Below are 18,910 nucleotides of genomic sequence, written 5' to 3' on the forward strand. Positions count from 1 at the left end.
AACTCGTTGCCATACCGGCTTTGACCAGGCACGCGCTGAACTTCTAGCAATGTTCACAACCACCGACTAAACAACGGCATCTACAAGAAATGGTTTTTCTATTTACACAAATTTCTTGACGCTACCACTTCTACACAGGGATCTCATAATTAGGAATTACAATTGAGTTATAAAAACTCATATAAGATAACCAAGAAAGGAAGTGAAGGTAAGATGAATTGGTACTGGTTGTTAATGCTTGTTTGTCCAATAATGATGATATGGATGATGAAAGGAATGCATGGCGATCATAAAGCCGGAAACTCAAATAACAGTCATTCTCTTGAACAAGTGACTAACGAGTTGAACGAATTAAAGGAACGGAATAACGAACTACATCGACAGGTTGAAAATTTGCAACAAAAACAGCATGTTTAAAACACGGAAGGGGCATATGCCTCTTCTTTGTATTTTTACATCGATTCTAAGCGCTATAACAAGGGACATAAAAACTCCCTGGTTTGTAGCGCTTTTTCCATGTCGTGGAATTATACTGAAATATGGTTGAAGCCTTTTTTAAACACAGTCAAATTTTCATTTGAATGTATAAAAAGATCGTGCTATGATAATAATCAAATAAAGGTTTGATTGAAGGGGTGACGAAATGAGCAAAAAGGAAAAAGACACTTGTGATATTTACTGTTATGACGAACCCAAGGTTCAAAGGGTACAAAAATCGCTTGAAGGGCAAAATATTCACGGCATGGTCAAAATGTTTAAGATATTAGCCGACGAAACACGTATGAAGATCGCCTTCGCCCTTTGTGAAGAAGATGAACTTTGCGTTTGCGACGTCGCGAATATTATCGGTTCAACAATGGCGACGGCTTCGCACCACTTACGGACGTTAAATCAACTTGGATTGGCGAAAAACCGTAAGGAAGGCAAATTAGTGTTCTACTCGTTAGAAGACGATCATGTTCGTCAATTGGTACAGTTAGCATCCACACATTCGGGGGATTTGATTACTAATGGCAAGTAATGTAGAAAATAACGCTATAAGTGAAGAAAATAAAAATGTTTTCCGCGTGCAAGGCTTTACATGTACCAATTGCGCGGGGAAATTTGAAAAGAACGTCAAGGACTTACCCGGTGTAAAGGGCGCACAAGTTAACTTCGGTGCTTCAAAAATAACTGTTTACGGCAAGACAAGCGTTCAAGAACTTGAAAAAGCTGGCGCTTTCGAGAACTTAAAAGTTACGCCAGAAAAAGAACGTGTAGTCGAGAAGAAAAAACCATTTTGGTTAGCAAACTGGAATGTATTACTTTCGGTCGTTCTACTGGTTGCGGGTTATTTACTTGGTGAACAATACGGGGAAGAAAGCATTCTATCTTCAATAACATACGGCGCATCGATCATAATTGGCGGGTACGCATTATTCATTAAAGGTATAAAGAATCTTTTCCGTCTTAATTTTGATATGAACACGCTTATGACCGTAGCAATTATCGGCGCCGCGGCTATCGGCGAATGGGGCGAAGGCGCAACGGTCGTCATTCTATTCGCTATCAGTGAAGTTCTGGAACGCTACTCGATGGAAAAAGCCCGTCAATCCATTCGTTCCCTTATGGACATTGCACCGAAAGAAGCGCTAATACGTCGCGGTTCCGCTGAACTAATGGTTAACGTTGAGGATATTCAAGTAGGCGATATTATGATCGTGAAACCGGGACAAAAACTTGCGATGGACGGCGTTGTTATTAAAGGGACATCAACGATTAACCAAGCCGCGATAACAGGCGAATCCGTTCCCGTATCTAAAACAATTGACGATGAAGTATTTGCGGGAACCTTAAACGAAGAAGGTTTGCTTGAAGTTAAAGTTACAAAATTAGTCGAGGATACGACGATTTCAAAAATTATCAACCTTGTCGAAGAAGCACAGGCGGAACGCGCACCTTCGCAAGCGTTCGTTGATCGGTTCGCGAAATACTATACGCCCGCGATTATGATTTTGGCGTTAGGTATTGCCGTTGTTCCTCCGCTTATCCTTGGTGGCGATTGGGGCGAATGGGTTTATAGGGGATTGGCGCTACTCGTCGTCGGTTGTCCTTGTGCGTTAGTTATTTCAACACCTATTTCGATTGTTACGGCTATTGGTAACGCGGCAAAGAATGGCGTTCTTATCAAAGGCGGTATTCACCTTGAAGAAGCTGGACGCCTTTCAGCAATCGCTTTTGATAAAACAGGTACTTTGACAAAAGGCTTCCCGGAAGTAACTAACGTTGAAACTTTCGGAACGATAGACGAAAAGGGATTGCTTGCTATCGCGTCAGTTATCGAAAAAGGGTCGCAACACCCGCTTGCTTCCGCGATTGTTCGAAAAGCTGAAAGCATCTGCGCCGATTTATCACTTACCGTTGAAGACTTTCAGTCCATTACGGGCAAAGGTGTAAAAGCGAAGGTAAACGGGGAATTGTATTACATCGGAAGTCCGAAACTTTTCACAGAACTTCATTCCAATATGAATGTTGAAGCGAATCAGCGTATCGAAGTTCTTCAAAAGCAGGGGAAAACAGTTATGGTATTGGGTACTGAACAACAAGTTCTTGCCTTAATCGCCGTTGCTGACGAAGTACGCGATTCCAGTAAAGACGTTATCAAACAACTGCACGAAATTGGCATCAAGAAGACGATTATGCTTACGGGCGACAATCAAGCAACCGCCGAAGCTATCGGGCAACGACTGAATGTTACGGACGTTAAAGCCGATCTAATGCCACAAGATAAATTAGACTATATCAAGCAACTTCGCAAAGATTACGGCAATGTCGCAATGATCGGCGACGGCGTAAACGACGCGCCAGCGCTTGCGGCTTCAACGGTTGGTATCGCAATGGGTGGCGCCGGTACAGATACGGCACTTGAAACGGCAGATATTGCGCTTATGGCGGATGATTTAAGTAAATTACCATATACAATTCGATTAAGCCGTAAAACCCTAACGATAATTAAACAAAACATTACGTTTTCGCTCGGTATAAAACTTCTTGCATTGGCGTTTATTGTTCCCGGATGGCTTACGTTGTGGATGGCGGTTTTCGCCGATATGGGCGCGACGTTGATCGTTACGCTAAATAGCCTTAGATTGTTGAAGATCAGAAATAGTAAGTAATTGAAGAAGCCCCGCCACTTTCCGTTACATTGAAAGGTCAGCTAAGCGCGGGGTTCGCTTCGAATAGCGAAGGTCGGGCGGCAATAACTATCGGCTTCGGCGTTCGCTTCGTCTACGCTTCATTTCTCGATCTGCATGTTGTTTGTGGATGTTTAGTTCAATTAATGCGACTTTCTTCGACAATACACCCGCCACGGTCAACGAAGTATGGGATTTTCGGCGATGGGAGTATTTATATAGACGTTGGCCACTTCAAGCATCACAACTGAACTATTAAAAAAATTCTCATCATGTTTTTCCAGTAATCCATTCCGTTGTCCATTGCATTGATACGTGTGAGTATGTGCGACTTGCATCATAATATCACTAAATATTGAAACACTATATTTCTACTAACTACTCGGATTTAGCACGACACACTTTATGCAAATGGCTTATGAGATCATCTAGCCTAAAACAAGTTTTGTAAAAGTATTTTTTGAATAACACAAACCAAATATGGATAAATTTAACTTATTAACCAAACTTGAAGGGGGATTAGGTTTGTTTGCTGGACAAAAACCAAAGCAACCAAAGAAATGTAAGAATTGTATCTGGGGATATTGGGACGGAATTAAACAATTTTGTTCGAAACAAACATGTGTTCATGCGCGTGACGCGAAAACACGGAATGAAACGGTGACGGTAGAATAGCGGTATCGGACCAGTTGTAAGCGAAAATGTCTAAAGAGAAGGGGCAACAAAAAATGACAATATTATCACTGAGATAACATTGTCATTTTTATTTGTTACTTTAAAATACTTCCTCCGAACAAGAAGCGCTTTTCCCACTGTTTACCCTCAATCGTATCGATTCTGACTCCACCCGACTTTTTGGAATAAGTGTGAAGGATTTTTCCATTCCCTAGATAAATACCGTTATGTGTAATACGTTCCTTACTTTTATCGATCCCGCGATAATTCGAATCTTTGCTGCCTTTATAGGACATAAAAAACATAATATCCCCTGGTTTTAGTTTTCGCCAATCTGTTGTGACTGTTCCGTTCTTCTTTACATAATCCCCTTGCTTTCTCGAATCAGCCGGAAGCTTAATTTTGGCTCCCTCCAGGTAGGCTTGTCTGACAAAATCGGAACAATCAAATGTCCTGGTGTTAGAACGGCTCGACCCAAATTCATAAGGAGTTCCTAAATATTTCTTCCCGCTACTGATCACACTATGCCTGACCGAAGAAATGTTTGTTAGCTTAATATCCTGTTGATTTTGCGAAGCGGCATAAGCTTGTCCTTGGTAGAAGAGAGGACTTACAACTAGAGTGCTGGTTATCAACCCTATTGCTGCGATCTTTTTCATAGAATCCCTCCTAAAATTAAAGATATATAACTTGCTTGTTCTCCCATGGTAACATGTGCGATAGGAGGGGGTTGGATGGAATGTTTTCCAATATACAAAAAGAGATAGGGAAAACGAATTGAGAGATTAATAGTTAATAGAGTTGCCGTGTTCATAAATCATTCGAATTTACAAGATAAATTAAACGATAAGACAGGTAAGCATGGCTGCGCAAATTGACACTAACTCGACATTACACTACAATGAGTAGTATAAAAACGGGTTAAAATACTACAATGAGACTTGGTAATAGGTTGCGATAGAAATTTCACTTTGAAGTTTGAACAAACGATTGGCGGTAAACCCGATTTCTTACAGAAAGGCTAATAAACCGGATGGGCCCTTTATTTAATGTCGATGTTATTGCAGAATGGCTAAGAAGTTATGGGGTATGGGCCATCCTGATTAGTTTACTGATCAACATTCTGATCAGTATATTAGGACTCGTTCCCACCCTGTTTTTATCAGGAGCTAACGCTGTTGTATTCGGATTTATCCCTGGATTTTTTCTTTCCTTGGCAGGGGAAGCACTTGGGGCAGCAGTTTCATTCTGGTTGTATCGATGGGGGTTCGGTAAGCAAAAGAAAGTAAAAAAAGAGAATTGGAAATGGTTACAACGATTTAACGAGGCGGGCCGCAGTCGTCGGGCAATGATTCTGTTTATAGCTCGGTTGACTCCACTGATTCCTTCCGGCGTCATAACTTTTGCCGCAGCGATCTCGCGAATGCCTTTTACCGATTTTTTTCTTATTACTTCGCTGGGCAAAGCCCCTTCCATTGCGTTGGAGACAATGGTGGGACATGATTTGATTCGCATCGGCGAATATTATCCCAGACTATTAATTTCGCTTTTTTGTTTATTATTAATTTATTTGTTATATAGAAAGAAACGAATATGAGACAATGTTCAGTTGCATTAGATTTGACTACATCATTACAGAAGAAGGGAATTTCATTATGAACACATTATTAATTGGAACAGGTGCATTATTTGTTCTATTCTTTGCGTTACATTGGAACGCATCCCACAAAGTAAAGCAGCTCAAAGATGTGAAGAGGCAGGAAGACCGATATCAGCGACAGAAGTGGACCAAAATAGCAACCGGATTCAGGTGGGCATGGGTCGCATCTCTAATCGCGGTCATCATTAGCGGCGTGTTGTCTTTGCAGGGAACGACTTCAAAAACGATTACGTTGACGCATGTCCATGGTCTCGGTTATTCAGGGGACGGACAGCGAATTTTAATCCCTTCTCACCTCGGTTTGAAAGTTTACTCACAAGGGAAATGGTCAGACGGTCAAGGAGAAAAACACGATTATATGGGATTTACCACTGTGGACAACGGTTTTTATAGCAGCGGGCATCCGGCACAGGGTTCGAATAAAAGGAATCCTTTTGGAATTGTAAAAAGTTCAGATGAAGGTAAAAGCTTTGAAATACTGGATTTGTATGGGAAAATTGATTTTCATTTAATGAGTGCAAGTTACAAGACGCACACCATTTACGCAGTTAACCCGGAGCCGAACTCTAGGTTAACAACAACGGGATTATATTATTCCAAAGACGATGCAAAGACATGGAACAAAAGCGAAATGACTGGAATAGATGTTGAACTGTCCGAACTGACATCTTTAGCTGTTCACCCGACCGATGATTCAATCGTTGCAGTTGGAACGACAAAAGCGTTGTATGTATCCAAAGATTCAGGCAACCAATTCGAAAAAATAGCCGATCTACAGGTAACTTCTCTTACCTTTGGTATGGAAGGAAATATAATCGTTGGCAGCTACAAACAAAAAGGGGTTATTTATCAAATGGATCTGCAACAGAAACAGTTGGTTGAGGTGAATATTCCAGATCTTGTTGAAGATGCAGCATCGTATATTGCACAGAACCCAACGAATACCAAAGAACTTGTTTTCGCCACTTTTAATCTGGATGTATATATATCCTTGGATGAAGGGATGAACTGGAGGAAAATTGCGGATAAAGGAAAAGGGGTTTAAGAATAACAGTGAAACGTAATCGAAGATGGATTCAAATTGTTGTATTGTCGGTCGTATTGGTAATTGGAGCTTATACAATTGGATCAGCGTTATTTAGATCAGATTCTTCCGTAAAAATTGGCTCAAAAGCCCCCGAGTTTAAGCTTTTTGGTTTGGATCAACAGGTTCATCAATTAGCAGACTATGAAGGGAAAGCACTGGTAATCAATTTTTGGGGTACGTTTTGTCCGCCATGTGTGAACGAGATGCCGGCTCTGCAAAAACAATATGATCAATGGAAAGACGACAATGTGGTAGTGCTTGGCATTAACTTAAGTGAAAGCCGGGTTACAGTCCAAAGTTTTATTGATCGATTCGCGATTACGTTTCCGATCATTATCGACAACGACAACGAAATCCGAAACAAATATAATGTTATGTCTTATCCCACGACGTTTTTCGTAGATTCATCTGGCGTGATCAAAGATAAATTTATTGGTGAGATGAAAGAACAAGATATCCTCATCCGGATAAATCGATTATTACAATAATTGCTTCGTGAGCAGTTTATGATCAGGAGGCTGCAATGGATAAATTATTCAACAAATATTATGATCGGTTGATGCAGCCGCTAGAAACAAAAATATTCGGCCGGATAAGAAAACAGCTTCTTTCTAAGGCGAAAGGAAAAGTGCTGGAAATTGGCTCAGGTACGGGTATTAACTTTTTGTACTATGAGTTTGCAGATCAAGTCATTGCAATAGAGCCAGATCCAATGATGTTGGAGCAATCCCTAATTAAAGCACGTGAAGCTACAGTTCCGATCGAAGTGGTACCGGGAGATGCCCAAAAACTACCGTATCCAACCAATTCGTTCGATTCAATCGTTGGAACACTAGTATTATGTACGATACCTGACCCGGCGAAAGCACTGGCCGAAATCCATAGAGTATGCAAGCCTGAAGGAACGATTTTAATTTTTGAACACGTAAGGTTAAATCATCTGGTCCTTGGTAAAATACAAGACTGGTTAACGCCCGTTTGGAAACGATTATGTGTTGGTTGTCATTTAAACCGCAATACACTTGAAACCGTTGAACAAGCAGGTTTCAGAGTGGTGCAAACGACGTCGATGTGTAGGGAACTGTTCCTAGTAATTGAAGCAAGAATAAAATAAATTGGAAATGTGAGACTGCGGTGAACGATAAAGCGGCAGTTATTCTGGAAATAAAATAGACAGCTTTTATGTCCGCTAAACACTACGTTATGTAGTTTATAATAGATGCTTGTCAAGGTTCGATGTGTGATGAAAGCATAACTGCCAAATCTATTTAACGGATTTTTGGGGGGTGAATAGTTAATGTACTCCTTTTTTAGTAAAATTAGCGCCTTCCTTAGCGAACCATTCGTTAACGCGGCGAACACTGATATCGCCTTTCTTGCGGCGCTGTTTCTCGGTTTTGTTGGTTCGGTTGCTCCTTGTCAAATGTCAGCGAACGTTGCGGCTATTACTTACTTTGGGCAGCGTCAAGCGCAAGCAAGGTTGTCGTGGCCCGAAACGTTCATGTATTTATTAGGGAAGATGATTGTATTCAGTATTTTCGGTGCTTTGTTTTGGTTTTTCGGTCAAAAGATATCCACTGACATGATCCCTTTATATTCTTTTGCAAGAAAGCTGCTTGGGCCGTTATTGATTTTAATCGGATTGTTTTTGCTTGGCTGGATTCGGCTTCCTTTTCAACTTGGGGCTCGAGTGGCAGGATTTTTTGAAAAATTGGCCGATCGAACCGGAGGAAGGAGCGGAGCCTTTTTAATGGGGATTGCATTTTCGCTAGGATTTTGTCCAACAATGTTTGTTTTGTTCTTCGGTTCGCTTATGCCTTTGGCATTGCAATCAACATATGGCGTAGTGTTGCCATCTGTTTTTGCAATCGGTACCGCGATGCCGTTTTTACTAATTGCCGGGCTTGCTGTAGGTTTCGGGTTAGATCGAGTTATTGTTAAGCGTGCCAAAAGGTGGGGGTTGTGGATACAAAAACTCGCGGGTATGTTATTTATAGTGCTGGGCATAAGCGATACCTTGACATATTGGACTTTGTTCTAGCACATGGGATTGTAGATGTACTAAAAGTGCATAATAGAATTTAGAAAAATCGAATGGACCCATTATGGCAGATATTTATCGCGCACCAATTCCTCATGTTCCTATGGTTTACTCTATATCGTTTTTATTAACACTAAGCAACACACGGGACTTAGGAATGTGCTCGAACTAATACTATGATTTGTGTAAAAATAATAGGAAAAATGGCAAACCAGATCGAAAGACTGGGACGCAAAGCCACGGGTCTTCTGCACTTTTGCAATGATCGCCGGGTTACCCTCTCATTGTGCATCAATGATTCGATCAGACACTACCTTTTGAGGGTACGTGTCTTTTTGTTGTGATTCTAGAATGAATATGAGGTGATGATTGATGGAGGAGCGTGCAAGTTATGTCATAGAAGTTGAAGAAGTCTTGCGCTGGAAGGCAGGCAGGATACAAGTATTACTGGTGGACAGTGACCCCGTCTGGCAACAACGGATGGCGGCGTTGATCGATGCTGAGCCAGATATGAATATATCTCATATTGCAACAAACAAAGAATCGGCCATTCGAGCCAGTACGCAATTGGATTTAGATGTGATTATTCTTGACCTTGCGTTACATTCATCAAAACAGGATGGACTGGATACGATTGCCGAAGTGATGAAGATCAAACCGCTGCCAATCGTTATCTTGACTTCGCTCTATGAGCCTGAGATCATTGTGGACTCAATGCTGGTCGGTGCTATCAATTATATTACCAAGAACAATTATGTGGATGTCGCGAGTGCCGTCAGGGAAGCCTATCAGGGTCAATCCTCACTTCATGCCGATGTTGCATCCATCATCCGTAATGAAATTGGGCTTGTCAAGCGAAAGGAGTTGCATCGAATGTTGACTCCTACTGAAAAAGAAATCTTGCAGTTGATCGGTTGGGGCTATACACAGTCGGTAATCAGAGAGTTGCTCGGTATCACGTCTAACACAATGAAGACGCATGTTCGTAACATCATTCGCAAATTCAACGCCTGTTCCATTCGCGAAGCAGCGGAAATAGCAAAACGAAGAGGTTTGTACGATCGGCAAGATCACATAACCTGTTAGCGATTCGTCTCCGGTTCGAGCCGTTTCGTGATCGTTCGACAACCATTGATCTGCTGGTGTGATGGGAAAATCACACTCCTCTTTTGATTGGATTATAGGTAAAATGGTGGGTATAGACGGATAAATATAGGAGAATTTTACCGGGTATGCAGGAGGTGGAAATTAAAAAAACTGGAATTGAGAAAAAAGGCATCTTTACAGCATCTCCAACATTACTAGGGGAAGGATGATGACGATGGAAACGGAGCGTGAACAATGTAAAACCATGACGATTAACAGGCAGACTGGGGGAAGAACGTACATTCAGTATGCCCCGCAAGGAGGGACTTGTGATGAAACTGACTACGCACTTCGTCCCCTATGAGAAAGTAGAATTATGGCTGAAATCCTACAAGGACTGGAAGGCGAGACTAGAGTACGTTCAGTCTGAACTATCCTACATCCCCGCATTGACGCGTACGCTGCAAATGGTTGCGGCTCACAGCAGCGGTAGAAAACAGGAAACGGTATTGCGCACGGTTATAAGACGCATCGAAATCACCGAACATGAAATCCCGTTGCTACTATCCAGAATCGGTTTAATCGACTACGCTTTCTCGGCTCTCACCCCGGAAGAAAGCTTGTTCATTCGGTTGCGATATATGGATAAACTGGCGCTTTCAGACGCCATGAGCCGCCTGGCACTTTCCCGCCGCGCATATTTCTACCTTCGAAAACGGACTTTGCACAAAATCTATATGAAAGTCAAAGATCGAGCGGTATTGTTGGATTTGGATTCGTCTCACGAAGACTGACCGATTTCAGAAGATGCACATGCGCATATTCTTTTTTTGCCTATTTTTCATTTTAATCCGTTTTTATTCGGTCTGTCCAATCCCGTTAAATACGATTAATGTCTTTACAACTGATTCGATGTGGTTGAAATAATTGTAACACACATTATGTATTCTGTGAATTGCGAATTCATCGAGTGTTCATTTGACTTTCCCCGCCTTATATGCTGAATGAATAAGGTGGTGGAAATGTTGATTTCAATTCGGAAATTATTTGGTCAGCGCATTCGCACATTGCGGGAACAATACGGATGGACGCAGGAGCAGCTCGCTGAGCGGGCGGATCTACATCCTAATTATATTGGACAAATTGAACGCGGGCTAAAAAATGTTTCGTTAGATAATATTCATAAGCTAGCTATTGGTTTGCGCATGAATTTATCCCAGTTATTCACTTTTGATAATCATGAGCTTCCAGCTCCGTCATCCCGGATCACCCAAATGCTTCAACACTGTTCCGAAGAAGATTTGGAGTTTCTCATGCAGCACATCGAACATCTGTTGAAGTGGAGACAAAAGTAGGCGGCTTTCTCAAAAGGGAGCGCCGAAATCGCACCGAACACGCACCGAACCAGCACTGGCTTTGCTCTTCATTTGCACAAAGTCTGCACGCTATATGCACGTATTACGTGATATGATGATAGTGTGGACAGGCAGTGCAGCCGTAAGTATCATGAAGGCTGGTTGTCACCCATCGTCTAGCGCCGTTTCTTTCCCTGCTTAACCAGTGGAAAGAACTCCGGCGCTATTTTATTTTGTCACTGATACAGCAGTCGTCGGCAATATCTCGGATGTAAAGGAGTTGAACTAAACATAGGGCAACGCTAACCATCAAAGGCCCGCACAATTTCTCGCACGGTGTTGCCAGGTGAGAAAGGGAGTTGATGTTGATGTTTCCCGACGACACATAATAACAAGCGGCGAATGATTCATCGGCATGCGTGGAATCAAGTTTATCAAGTCTTACGATCAGACCTGGTCGCAATCAAGCGTTGGCACGCTCTGCGGCAAGGTCTTTTTTGTTGTCCTTCCCGCTTGTCAGGAAGCGTCGGCTGTCGCTCTCCCCCCTCTGTTTTGATTGATCAAACAAACCAAAACGGAGGGACGAGTATGAAAAAGATCAATTTGAAAGACATATATCCTTTTTGGAAAACGGATGTATGGGTTGAAGTGGATGACGAGGTGGCTCAGGAGCTGCATCGGTTTGAATTAATTGAAAGCGCATACAAACTGCGCACGTATCGTCACCGGGCGTATTACTCGCTGGATCGAAACGATGGAATTGAGAAGGACGTTCTTTTTCTTTCGATTTCGCCGGAGGAGTACTATGAACGCAAGCTCTCCCGGCAACAGCTTTACGAAGCGTTGTGCCAGTTGCCGGAGAAATCGGCCAGACGAATTTATGCACACTTTTTTCTAGGCATGAGCAAAGTCGCTATTGCCAGAGCTGAGCATGTCGATGAACGGGCCGTTCGTAAATCTATTAAACAAGGCTTAAAGATAATGGAGCGTCTACTCAAAAACATGTGATTTTTCGTCATTGGGTCCGGTTTTCCCGTCAGAATGAAATGTTATATAGAGGATCTTTTCAGACAGCGGCTGGTTGCATCCAGCCGCTCATCATTCTCGGTGAGAGGGGCAAGTATCGATGCATCCTATTCGATTTCGGGATGAAGAACACGAGAGGTTCTATCATCAAATGCTGGCTGAAAGGAAATGCAACGACGGCTATCATCGTGCGCTTTTTTACACATTGGGCATTTCCCGGGAAACTAGGAGTCATGTACGTGATTTGTTTGATTTTTCTAACGGCGGCATTAATCCCAAGGGCCTTTCGGCCCCATGGCAAACCGGCAGTTCCATTCGAATATGTCGGCTCGCCTTTAACCTATGGAACGAGTGGACCGAACCAGGCGGGGAACGCTACTCCACTCCCAACGAATTATTCGATTGCAGATACGCCCCTTTCTTTTTCGAAGCAATTCATCTTCGTTATCCGGAATATTTCCGAGGTCAGGAAAGGATTTTCAAACGGCTATCTGAACAAACCCGCTGAACAGATACCAATTGTCGGGGGTGCATAAGAAGATGAAAGAAATTAAAACGAGGGTTGTTGTAAAAAACATAAAACGGCTGGATAGGTTCAAAAATTTAATGGAACGAGCAAGGAAAACGGGTGTCCGAGACAAGAATCATACAGACAACGATGAGACGACTTCCCCATCTCCTGTTGAATTTGCGCAACACCGCACCGCATCGTCAATTAAAACAATGGCTCAAATGGGCATTCGCATGAGGACCAACAGTAGACTGATTCGGTTGATTCAAAAAAAGAGGGCAACTCCAGTTGAAGATGCTGCCAATCCACAATCGAGTGGGTTACCCGTAAAAAAGTATAAGAAAAAGACAGATGGGGTTATGAAGGCGAGAAAAAATTCCGTTAACGATTCCCGACTTTCCCCGAATGCCGATACTTCTAACATGAGTACACTGCGATTTTCCCGTAGGATGCAACCCCGTGAGCCGGTCGATGGAAAATACCTTTTGCCTTCTGGTCAACTACCGGGAAAACAACGCTTTGTACGAAGCCGGGTCAATGCCCGGCTTTTGCATCGTTTTCGAAAAAATAGCTCTACTAGCCAGATATTAATACGGGAAGCTAGCAGTCCAAAGTCGGTCGGGAAAAAAGAAATAATCAGCGCCGTGGCATCTCCTTCAGACAATGTACGAAGCAATCGCCCTAAAACGCTGACGCCGGAGAGATTGAAGCCGCGACATTTCAAACAAGCGTTATCCCCCTCCGCCAAATCCAAACAACCAGGTTTTACGATTAAATTTAAGAACCGAAAGTTCAAGGCGTTGCCCCTATTTATTAAAACGGGGCAACGGATTAACCAGTTTAAACATCATTCGGATGCGCGTGTGGTGAGGAAAATGAATGCGTTCAAAACGGCACGGCGGACAGTACAAATGGTGATGAATGCCCGCCGATCTGTTCAAAGGGCACAAGCCGCCGCGAGATTTAATCTTCGGATCATTAGAATGGTTGCAAAAGCAACCGCCCTGCTCGTCAAGGGATTGACGGCGCTTTTGGGGATCAGTAGTTTTGTTATCATCTTGTTGTGCATTGTAATGGCAATAGCTGCAGTCATTTCCTCTCCCTTTGGCATCTTTGTATCCGGCGAAAATACGGACGCTGATGTAAAGCCTCTTTCCCGAATTGTTCAACAGATGGACGATGAATTTGCCGCCAGACTGGAAGAGGTACAGCAATCAGCCGGCCCCGTAGACCGGGTGGAATTTTATTATCCCGGTAGCGCGGACAATACCCGAATGGATAATTGGATGGATATTATAGCCGTATTCGCCGTGAAGACCGTTATGGATACAGAAAAAGGAATGGACGTGGCTACGCTAGATACAACAAGAATCGGTATCATCGAATCCGTGTTTTGGGATATGAATCCAATAGAATCTCTCGTTGAAACGATAGAATATAAGGAAACTATTACGGTTGAACATGAAAATGGGAGCATCAGCGAAGAAACGATTACCAGCTACGAGTACATTTTGCATATTACGGTCGCAAGCAGGACTGCGGAGCAACAGGCCGATATATACAGCTTTACAAGTGAACAGATTGACTTAATGAATGAAATGCTATCCGTTGAATTTCGACCTTTCATGCTAGCGATCTTAGGTAAAGAACAGGATATTGGATTTACGCCGGAATAACCTGAAACGATTAAACATCATCTGCCCTAAGAGGAATTGTTCGATTTGGATAAACAAGTCCTGTTTGGCAGATCGCATTCTACGAACGCAAATTGATCCTCCGAAAAGATAAGGCTCAAGTTCTGAGCCTTATTCGCGTTAGCGTGCCCCATGACAGCATATATCTTCTTGCTGGACAAAATTGGTTCACGGGCGGTTATCAAGTGTTGGCTTCAATAAACTTTGGCTGTGGAAAGCGCGTTTATTGCGAAAAAGAAGGAATAAAGTCCCCTTTTGTCAAATAGGTAACTTTCGGGAGTAGCGAAAGGTGGGTCTTCATGAACATATGTAATTATATGCATGACGATTTGTTTTATCAAAACAGGTCGGAATTATTTTATACTGTTCTCCAGTTAATTCTTTACGGATCGAGCTTGCTTTATATGACTGGTAACGGGCGGTATTTTGGCACGACAGCCATTGTCAGTTCTATGTGGAGGATTAATATTATGAGTACTGGTACCCTACCTCGAGTAAATGAACGATTATTTTTTTTCGATAAAGAGGTAATCGTTGTGAAAGTATTTTCTATTTTTCAATTGGCAGAAATTCGATACGCTTGCTCACTCGCTACATTTATGGTTGATATAAAAGTTTTGCGCCAAGAAGCAGATAAAAGTAGTTCTATCTCTATTAAGTTATTAGGTGGTACAGATAAATGATCTTAAATTTTATTGAAGGACCTTTAAACGGTGATTCTTGGGAAAGTCTAATTACTTCTTGTTACAGGATGAAATACCAAGATGAGCACTTCACCGAAATACCAGCAGTTCACGGAGGTGATGCTGGTATTGAGGGATTTACACGTCATGGAAGGGTTTATCAATGTTATTGCCCTGAACGTGAGTATTCTGATGATGAATTGCACGATCATCTAAGAGATAAAATGACAGCGGATATAAACAAATTGATATCGCCCAAATATGCCAAAAGATTAAAGGAATTGGGTGTGCCCAAAATAAAAGAATGGCATTTTGTAATTCCTCAGTACAGGGATTCAAGAATTGTTACACATGCAGAGACTAAACGTAAAGAAGTGCTTCTGAAGAAAGAATCCGAACCAAATAATTATGATTATATAGATGATGATTTTGTAATAGTCATTAAGCAAGCAGAAGACTTTAAAGTGGAAATATCTAAAATCATTCGAACAACATTGACGGATATGCAACTTAACTTTGCAATTTACCATACTACTAGTCCCGACTGGTCGAAATGCGATTCTGAGAAAGCCGGCAATATTAAAAGAAAGGTTAAAGCAGTAATGGGAGATGTTGAAGAGTCTGATGAGGATTTAAATGATATTGTTAATACTTACATAGATTCCTACATTAAAGGCATTGAAATTCTAAGAATATTACGTGTTTCTTACCCTGAGGTCTATGAAGAAATTTACATGCTGGAGCAATCGTATAAAAAGCAGGTATCCCTAAAAACTAAAATGAATACAGACAGTTCAATTAACTCTAAGTTATTTTTCGAAATACTCGATGATTTTCAGAATAAGCTAGAACAACAGTTTAAATATCTTACAACTGCATCAGTAATGGAATTAAAAATTGATCTTATTAGCGGGTGGCTTGCTGATTGTTCGATGCAGTTTAGAAGTAGGTGAACTGGGATAATGCTAGAGAAAAATTTTCTAATTGCGGATGAGATATTGTTTGATGCGAAGCCCGATGCAGTACCGTACAACTATAGAATTAGTTATAAGTTGGCACAACTTTGCTTAATTCTTGAAATGTGCTGTGGCCGTGGAGGGTGTTCATTGTTAAAGTTGCATATGATTTCACTCGGTCTTAGTACAAACAATGACATGGAGAAATTAAGTGATTTCGCTAACGATAGACTAACCAATTATACTATAGTGAGATTTGATCCAGCAGTAAACCATGCTGTAAAGTATGCACTTGCTGAAGAACTGTTCTTTCAACAACAAAATGGTTTATTTCGTCTGACAAAGAAGGGTAAGGCCTACGTAAAGAAAATTATTAGAAACACAGATTTATTAAGTAATGAAAAGCGGTATTTATTCACCTTGTCAAATAAACTAACAGAAGAAAAAATTAACAACCTCACTTCGCTTTGGAGGTATTCCAATGTTGAGAATTAGAAGATTGAAAACTGAAATTAAGACAAGTAACGGTGTGTTTGGATCTGACGATAAATTCACTGAAGGTCTGAATTTTATTGCAAGTGAAGATAACACCTGTGGAAAGAGTTCAATAATAGCTGCAATTTATTACTGTCTTGGTCTTGAAGAAATAATTGGTGGTCGCGGTGAGAAAGTCCTGACATCAGTGTATAAAACTTCTATTGAAGAAGGAGAAAGCGTATGGCCAGTACTTGAGTCAGGGGCTTATTTGGAAATTTCAAATGGTAAAGACGTGATTACAATTTACCGGGCAGCTAAGATGGAAAATAGAGATAGTAAACTGATTACGGTGTGTCACAGTGAATTAGACGATATCGGAAAACCCAATATATTGTGCGAAGATATGTACGTACATATGCCCAATTCAGCAGTTAACAAAAAAGGATTTCATAGCTTCTTAGAAACATTCTTACATATTGAATTACCGTTAGTACCAGCTTCTGATGATGCAATTAGAAAGTTATATTTGCAATTAATTTTCTCAGGGATGTTTATTGAACAGAAGCACGGGTGGGCGGATCTCTTATCAGGAATGCCTGTTCTCGGAATTAGAGAGTCCAAGAAACGGGTATTAGAATTTATTTTGCGCCTAGATACTTTGGAAAATGAAAAGAAAAAGGATTACCTTCGGACATCGGAAAGTAACATTAAGCATAAATGGGAGTCCCTTGTAAAGGAATTAATCATTTATACAAATAGGGAGTCATGTACAATAAGTGGGCTTCCAGCAGGCCCGAAGTTGCTGTCCGAGGATGATTTCTCAAAAATCCTTATTAGTAAGGATAATGACAGTATAGAGGAATATATTGAAGACCTTAACGAGCAGTATAAAGAATTGGGGCTTATGAAGCCCAAAATCATCGATAATTTTGATGAGGTTCAAGAAGAACTAAATGAGACTGAAAATTCAATAGACCAATTCGAAAGCGAGCTTCATAAACATAGAGATATGTTGCTTTCAGAAAATAGCAGTATTGAAAGATTAGCTAGTAATCTGGAAATAATCGATTCTGATATTAGAAATAATAAAGATGCTGCACGTCTTCGAGATCTCGGTTCTGAATTGAATTTAGCTACTTCGAAGGATCTTTGTCCTGTATGTAGTCAAGCTATTCAGGATACTTTGATTCCAGATTCAAGTCATATGCAGGTCATGAGTATTGATGAAAACATTAGGCATTTGAACGCACAGAAAGAGATGCTAGAATTTGCCCGAAATAGTCATAGACAAAATAAAGAGAAATTGCAGGGTAAAATAACTCAATTGGAAAATAGCTTATTTAAGCTTCGTAGTTTAGCTAAATCGTTACGCAGCGATCTTTATTCGACGAACGATAATATGTCAGAATCTATTGTTTATAAGAGATTGCAACTTGATTCCGAAATAAACAATCTCAATAAATTGTGTGATCTTTTATCAAGCCAGAAACTGAAACTAAAAGAGCTATCGGATGAATGGAAACAATATCTAACAGAAAAATCCGGATTGCCAAGTAAAAAGTTTACGGACTTGGATGAGGAAAAAATAAAGACATTAAGAAATCATTTTATTAACAATCTGAGGCAATTTGGTTATAAAAGTATTCTCAACTTAAATCAAATAGATATCTCTTTAGAGTCATATCTACCCATAATTGAAGGATTCGATATGAAATTTGATTCTTCAGCAAGTGATAATATACGAGCGATATGGGCTTTTATACTGGCATTACTCCAAACATCTAATGAAAAAGCAGGAAATCACCCCGGAGTATTAATCTTTGACGAACCTGCCCAGCATAGCATCGTTATTAATGATATGGAGCAATTTTTTAATTGTATTATCAAGTTGAAAAAGAGTCAGGTCATTGTTGGAATTACGATAAAGGATAGCGATACACGTCAAGTAATAAGTAAATTACCTTCGGAAGATTATAATTTAATTAGAGTACCCAATAAAGCTTTTCGAAAGTTCGAATCAGAAAGCGAATAGCAAATATCTAGAATCCCCGGGGAATTTATAACTAAGTTCAATCCAAAACCAGAATGAATGAGGGATTGAATGTTCTCGTTATAATAATCGTTCCGGGGATTTAGCTTGTTCAGGAGAATTGTCAGCACTTACAACTTACGTGCTTCGTCGGTGACGTAATACCGCCATTAACGTAAGCGCTTGTGAGTCAGACTCGACCACAGCGTAAAAAGTCTAACGCTACTGAACGGCGGTAATGCATTAAACCAATAAAGTCTGTGCCTATTTATCTCGACAGAGTAGCAATACCCCTTTCACGTCTGGCATCAAAAGAACGTATCCTCGTGTCTCGTTTTCCTTAGCCCCCTCGCCTTTTTCTTAGAAAACGCTCTCCGATCTGATCGATAGTTTTGCAACCAAGGTCCGATTTTGCATTGAAAATGAAATGAATATTAGAGGGACATTATTCAACCCC

Annotated in this window: 19 protein-coding genes and 1 riboswitch; of the genes, 18 read left to right on the top strand and 1 reads right to left on the bottom strand. The window is 41.0% G+C overall.

Annotated elements, in window-relative coordinates:
• Positions 1-213: 213 nt before the first annotated feature.
• The 3 genes from ACFPXP_RS16965 (at position 214) to ACFPXP_RS16975 (ending at position 3,155) form a co-directional block, all read left to right on the top strand.
• On the top strand, positions 214-417 hold the full coding sequence (locus ACFPXP_RS16965; RefSeq protein WP_054798818.1) for a DUF2933 domain-containing protein: 204 nt from the start codon (positions 214-216) through the stop codon (positions 415-417).
• A gap of 226 nt (positions 418-643) precedes the next feature.
• The gene (locus tag ACFPXP_RS16970; protein ID WP_379895545.1) at positions 644-1,021 is read left to right on the top strand and encodes an ArsR/SmtB family transcription factor; all 378 of its coding nucleotides are present in this window, start codon (positions 644-646) and stop codon (positions 1,019-1,021) included.
• Positions 1,011-3,155 (top strand): heavy metal translocating P-type ATPase, encoded by a 2,145-nt coding sequence (locus ACFPXP_RS16975; protein ID WP_379895546.1) that lies wholly within the window; start codon positions 1,011-1,013, stop codon positions 3,153-3,155. Before ACFPXP_RS16970 ends, ACFPXP_RS16975 begins: the two co-directional genes overlap by 11 nt.
• A 788-nt stretch (positions 3,156-3,943) precedes the next feature.
• On the opposite strand, the gene ACFPXP_RS16980 is transcribed toward ACFPXP_RS16975, so the two are convergent.
• Positions 3,944-4,507 (bottom strand): C40 family peptidase, encoded by a 564-nt coding sequence (locus ACFPXP_RS16980; protein WP_127608022.1) that lies wholly within the window; start codon positions 4,505-4,507, stop codon positions 3,944-3,946.
• Positions 4,508-4,881: 374 nt separating this feature from the next.
• On the opposite strand from ACFPXP_RS16980, the gene ACFPXP_RS16985 reads away from it, so the two are divergent.
• The 15 genes from ACFPXP_RS16985 (at position 4,882) to ACFPXP_RS17055 (ending at position 18,456) form a co-directional block, all read left to right on the top strand.
• Positions 4,882-5,445, top strand: a complete 564-nt coding sequence (locus ACFPXP_RS16985; RefSeq protein ID WP_379895548.1) for a TVP38/TMEM64 family protein — start codon at positions 4,882-4,884, stop codon at positions 5,443-5,445.
• A 265-nt stretch (positions 5,446-5,710) separates the two neighbouring features.
• Positions 5,711-6,553: a F510_1955 family glycosylhydrolase gene (locus ACFPXP_RS16990; RefSeq protein WP_379895549.1), complete on the top strand. Its 843-nt coding sequence runs from the start codon at positions 5,711-5,713 to the stop codon at positions 6,551-6,553.
• An 8-nt stretch (positions 6,554-6,561) separates the two neighbouring features.
• A complete protein-coding gene (gene resA, locus ACFPXP_RS16995; protein WP_379895550.1) occupies positions 6,562-7,083 on the top strand; it encodes a thiol-disulfide oxidoreductase ResA in 522 nt (173 codons plus the stop codon).
• Positions 7,084-7,118: 35 nt separating this feature from the next.
• A complete protein-coding gene (locus ACFPXP_RS17000; protein ID WP_141336219.1) occupies positions 7,119-7,709 on the top strand; it encodes a class I SAM-dependent methyltransferase in 591 nt (196 codons plus the stop codon).
• A gap of 183 nt (positions 7,710-7,892) precedes the next feature.
• Positions 7,893-8,636 carry an urease accessory protein UreH domain-containing protein gene (locus ACFPXP_RS17005; protein WP_379895552.1) on the top strand — a complete coding sequence of 248 codons (744 nt, stop codon included), beginning with the start codon at positions 7,893-7,895 and terminating at the stop codon, positions 8,634-8,636.
• 195 nt (positions 8,637-8,831) lie between these two features.
• Positions 8,832-8,917: riboswitch (cyclic di-GMP riboswitch) on the top strand.
• A 91-nt stretch (positions 8,918-9,008) separates the two neighbouring features.
• The gene (locus ACFPXP_RS17010; protein WP_379895553.1) at positions 9,009-9,722 is read left to right on the top strand and encodes a response regulator transcription factor; all 714 of its coding nucleotides are present in this window, start codon (positions 9,009-9,011) and stop codon (positions 9,720-9,722) included.
• A gap of 332 nt (positions 9,723-10,054) precedes the next feature.
• Positions 10,055-10,516, top strand: coding sequence for a hypothetical protein (locus ACFPXP_RS17015; protein ID WP_379895554.1), 462 nt, complete (start codon positions 10,055-10,057; stop codon positions 10,514-10,516).
• 228 nt (positions 10,517-10,744) lie between these two features.
• Positions 10,745-11,077 carry a helix-turn-helix domain-containing protein gene (locus tag ACFPXP_RS17020; protein ID WP_379895555.1) on the top strand — a complete coding sequence of 111 codons (333 nt, stop codon included), beginning with the start codon at positions 10,745-10,747 and terminating at the stop codon, positions 11,075-11,077.
• 588 nt (positions 11,078-11,665) lie between these two features.
• Positions 11,666-12,085 carry an RNA polymerase sigma factor gene (locus ACFPXP_RS17025; RefSeq protein ID WP_127608015.1) on the top strand — a complete coding sequence of 140 codons (420 nt, stop codon included), beginning with the start codon at positions 11,666-11,668 and terminating at the stop codon, positions 12,083-12,085.
• 169 nt (positions 12,086-12,254) lie between these two features.
• A complete protein-coding gene (locus ACFPXP_RS17030) occupies positions 12,255-12,611 on the top strand; it encodes a DUF6075 family protein (RefSeq protein ID WP_379895593.1) in 357 nt (118 codons plus the stop codon).
• A gap of 32 nt (positions 12,612-12,643) precedes the next feature.
• Positions 12,644-14,290, top strand: a complete 1,647-nt coding sequence (locus ACFPXP_RS17035) for a hypothetical protein (RefSeq protein ID WP_379895556.1) — start codon at positions 12,644-12,646, stop codon at positions 14,288-14,290.
• Positions 14,291-14,778: 488 nt separating this feature from the next.
• On the top strand, positions 14,779-14,991 hold the full coding sequence (locus tag ACFPXP_RS17040; protein WP_127608012.1) for a hypothetical protein: 213 nt from the start codon (positions 14,779-14,781) through the stop codon (positions 14,989-14,991).
• Positions 14,988-15,944 (top strand): hypothetical protein, encoded by a 957-nt coding sequence (locus ACFPXP_RS17045; protein WP_379895557.1) that lies wholly within the window; start codon positions 14,988-14,990, stop codon positions 15,942-15,944. The genes ACFPXP_RS17040 and ACFPXP_RS17045 overlap by 4 nt, the downstream gene beginning before the upstream one ends.
• A 9-nt stretch (positions 15,945-15,953) precedes the next feature.
• Positions 15,954-16,442, top strand: coding sequence for a hypothetical protein (locus tag ACFPXP_RS17050; protein WP_379895558.1), 489 nt, complete (start codon positions 15,954-15,956; stop codon positions 16,440-16,442).
• Positions 16,429-18,456, top strand: a complete 2,028-nt coding sequence (locus ACFPXP_RS17055; protein ID WP_379895559.1) for a hypothetical protein — start codon at positions 16,429-16,431, stop codon at positions 18,454-18,456. Before ACFPXP_RS17050 ends, ACFPXP_RS17055 begins: the two co-directional genes overlap by 14 nt.
• Positions 18,457-18,910: the final 454 nt, after the last annotated feature.

The organism is Marinicrinis lubricantis (assembly GCF_042658665.1).
GTDB lineage: Bacteria > Bacillota > Bacilli > Paenibacillales > KCTC-33676 > Marinicrinis > Marinicrinis lubricantis.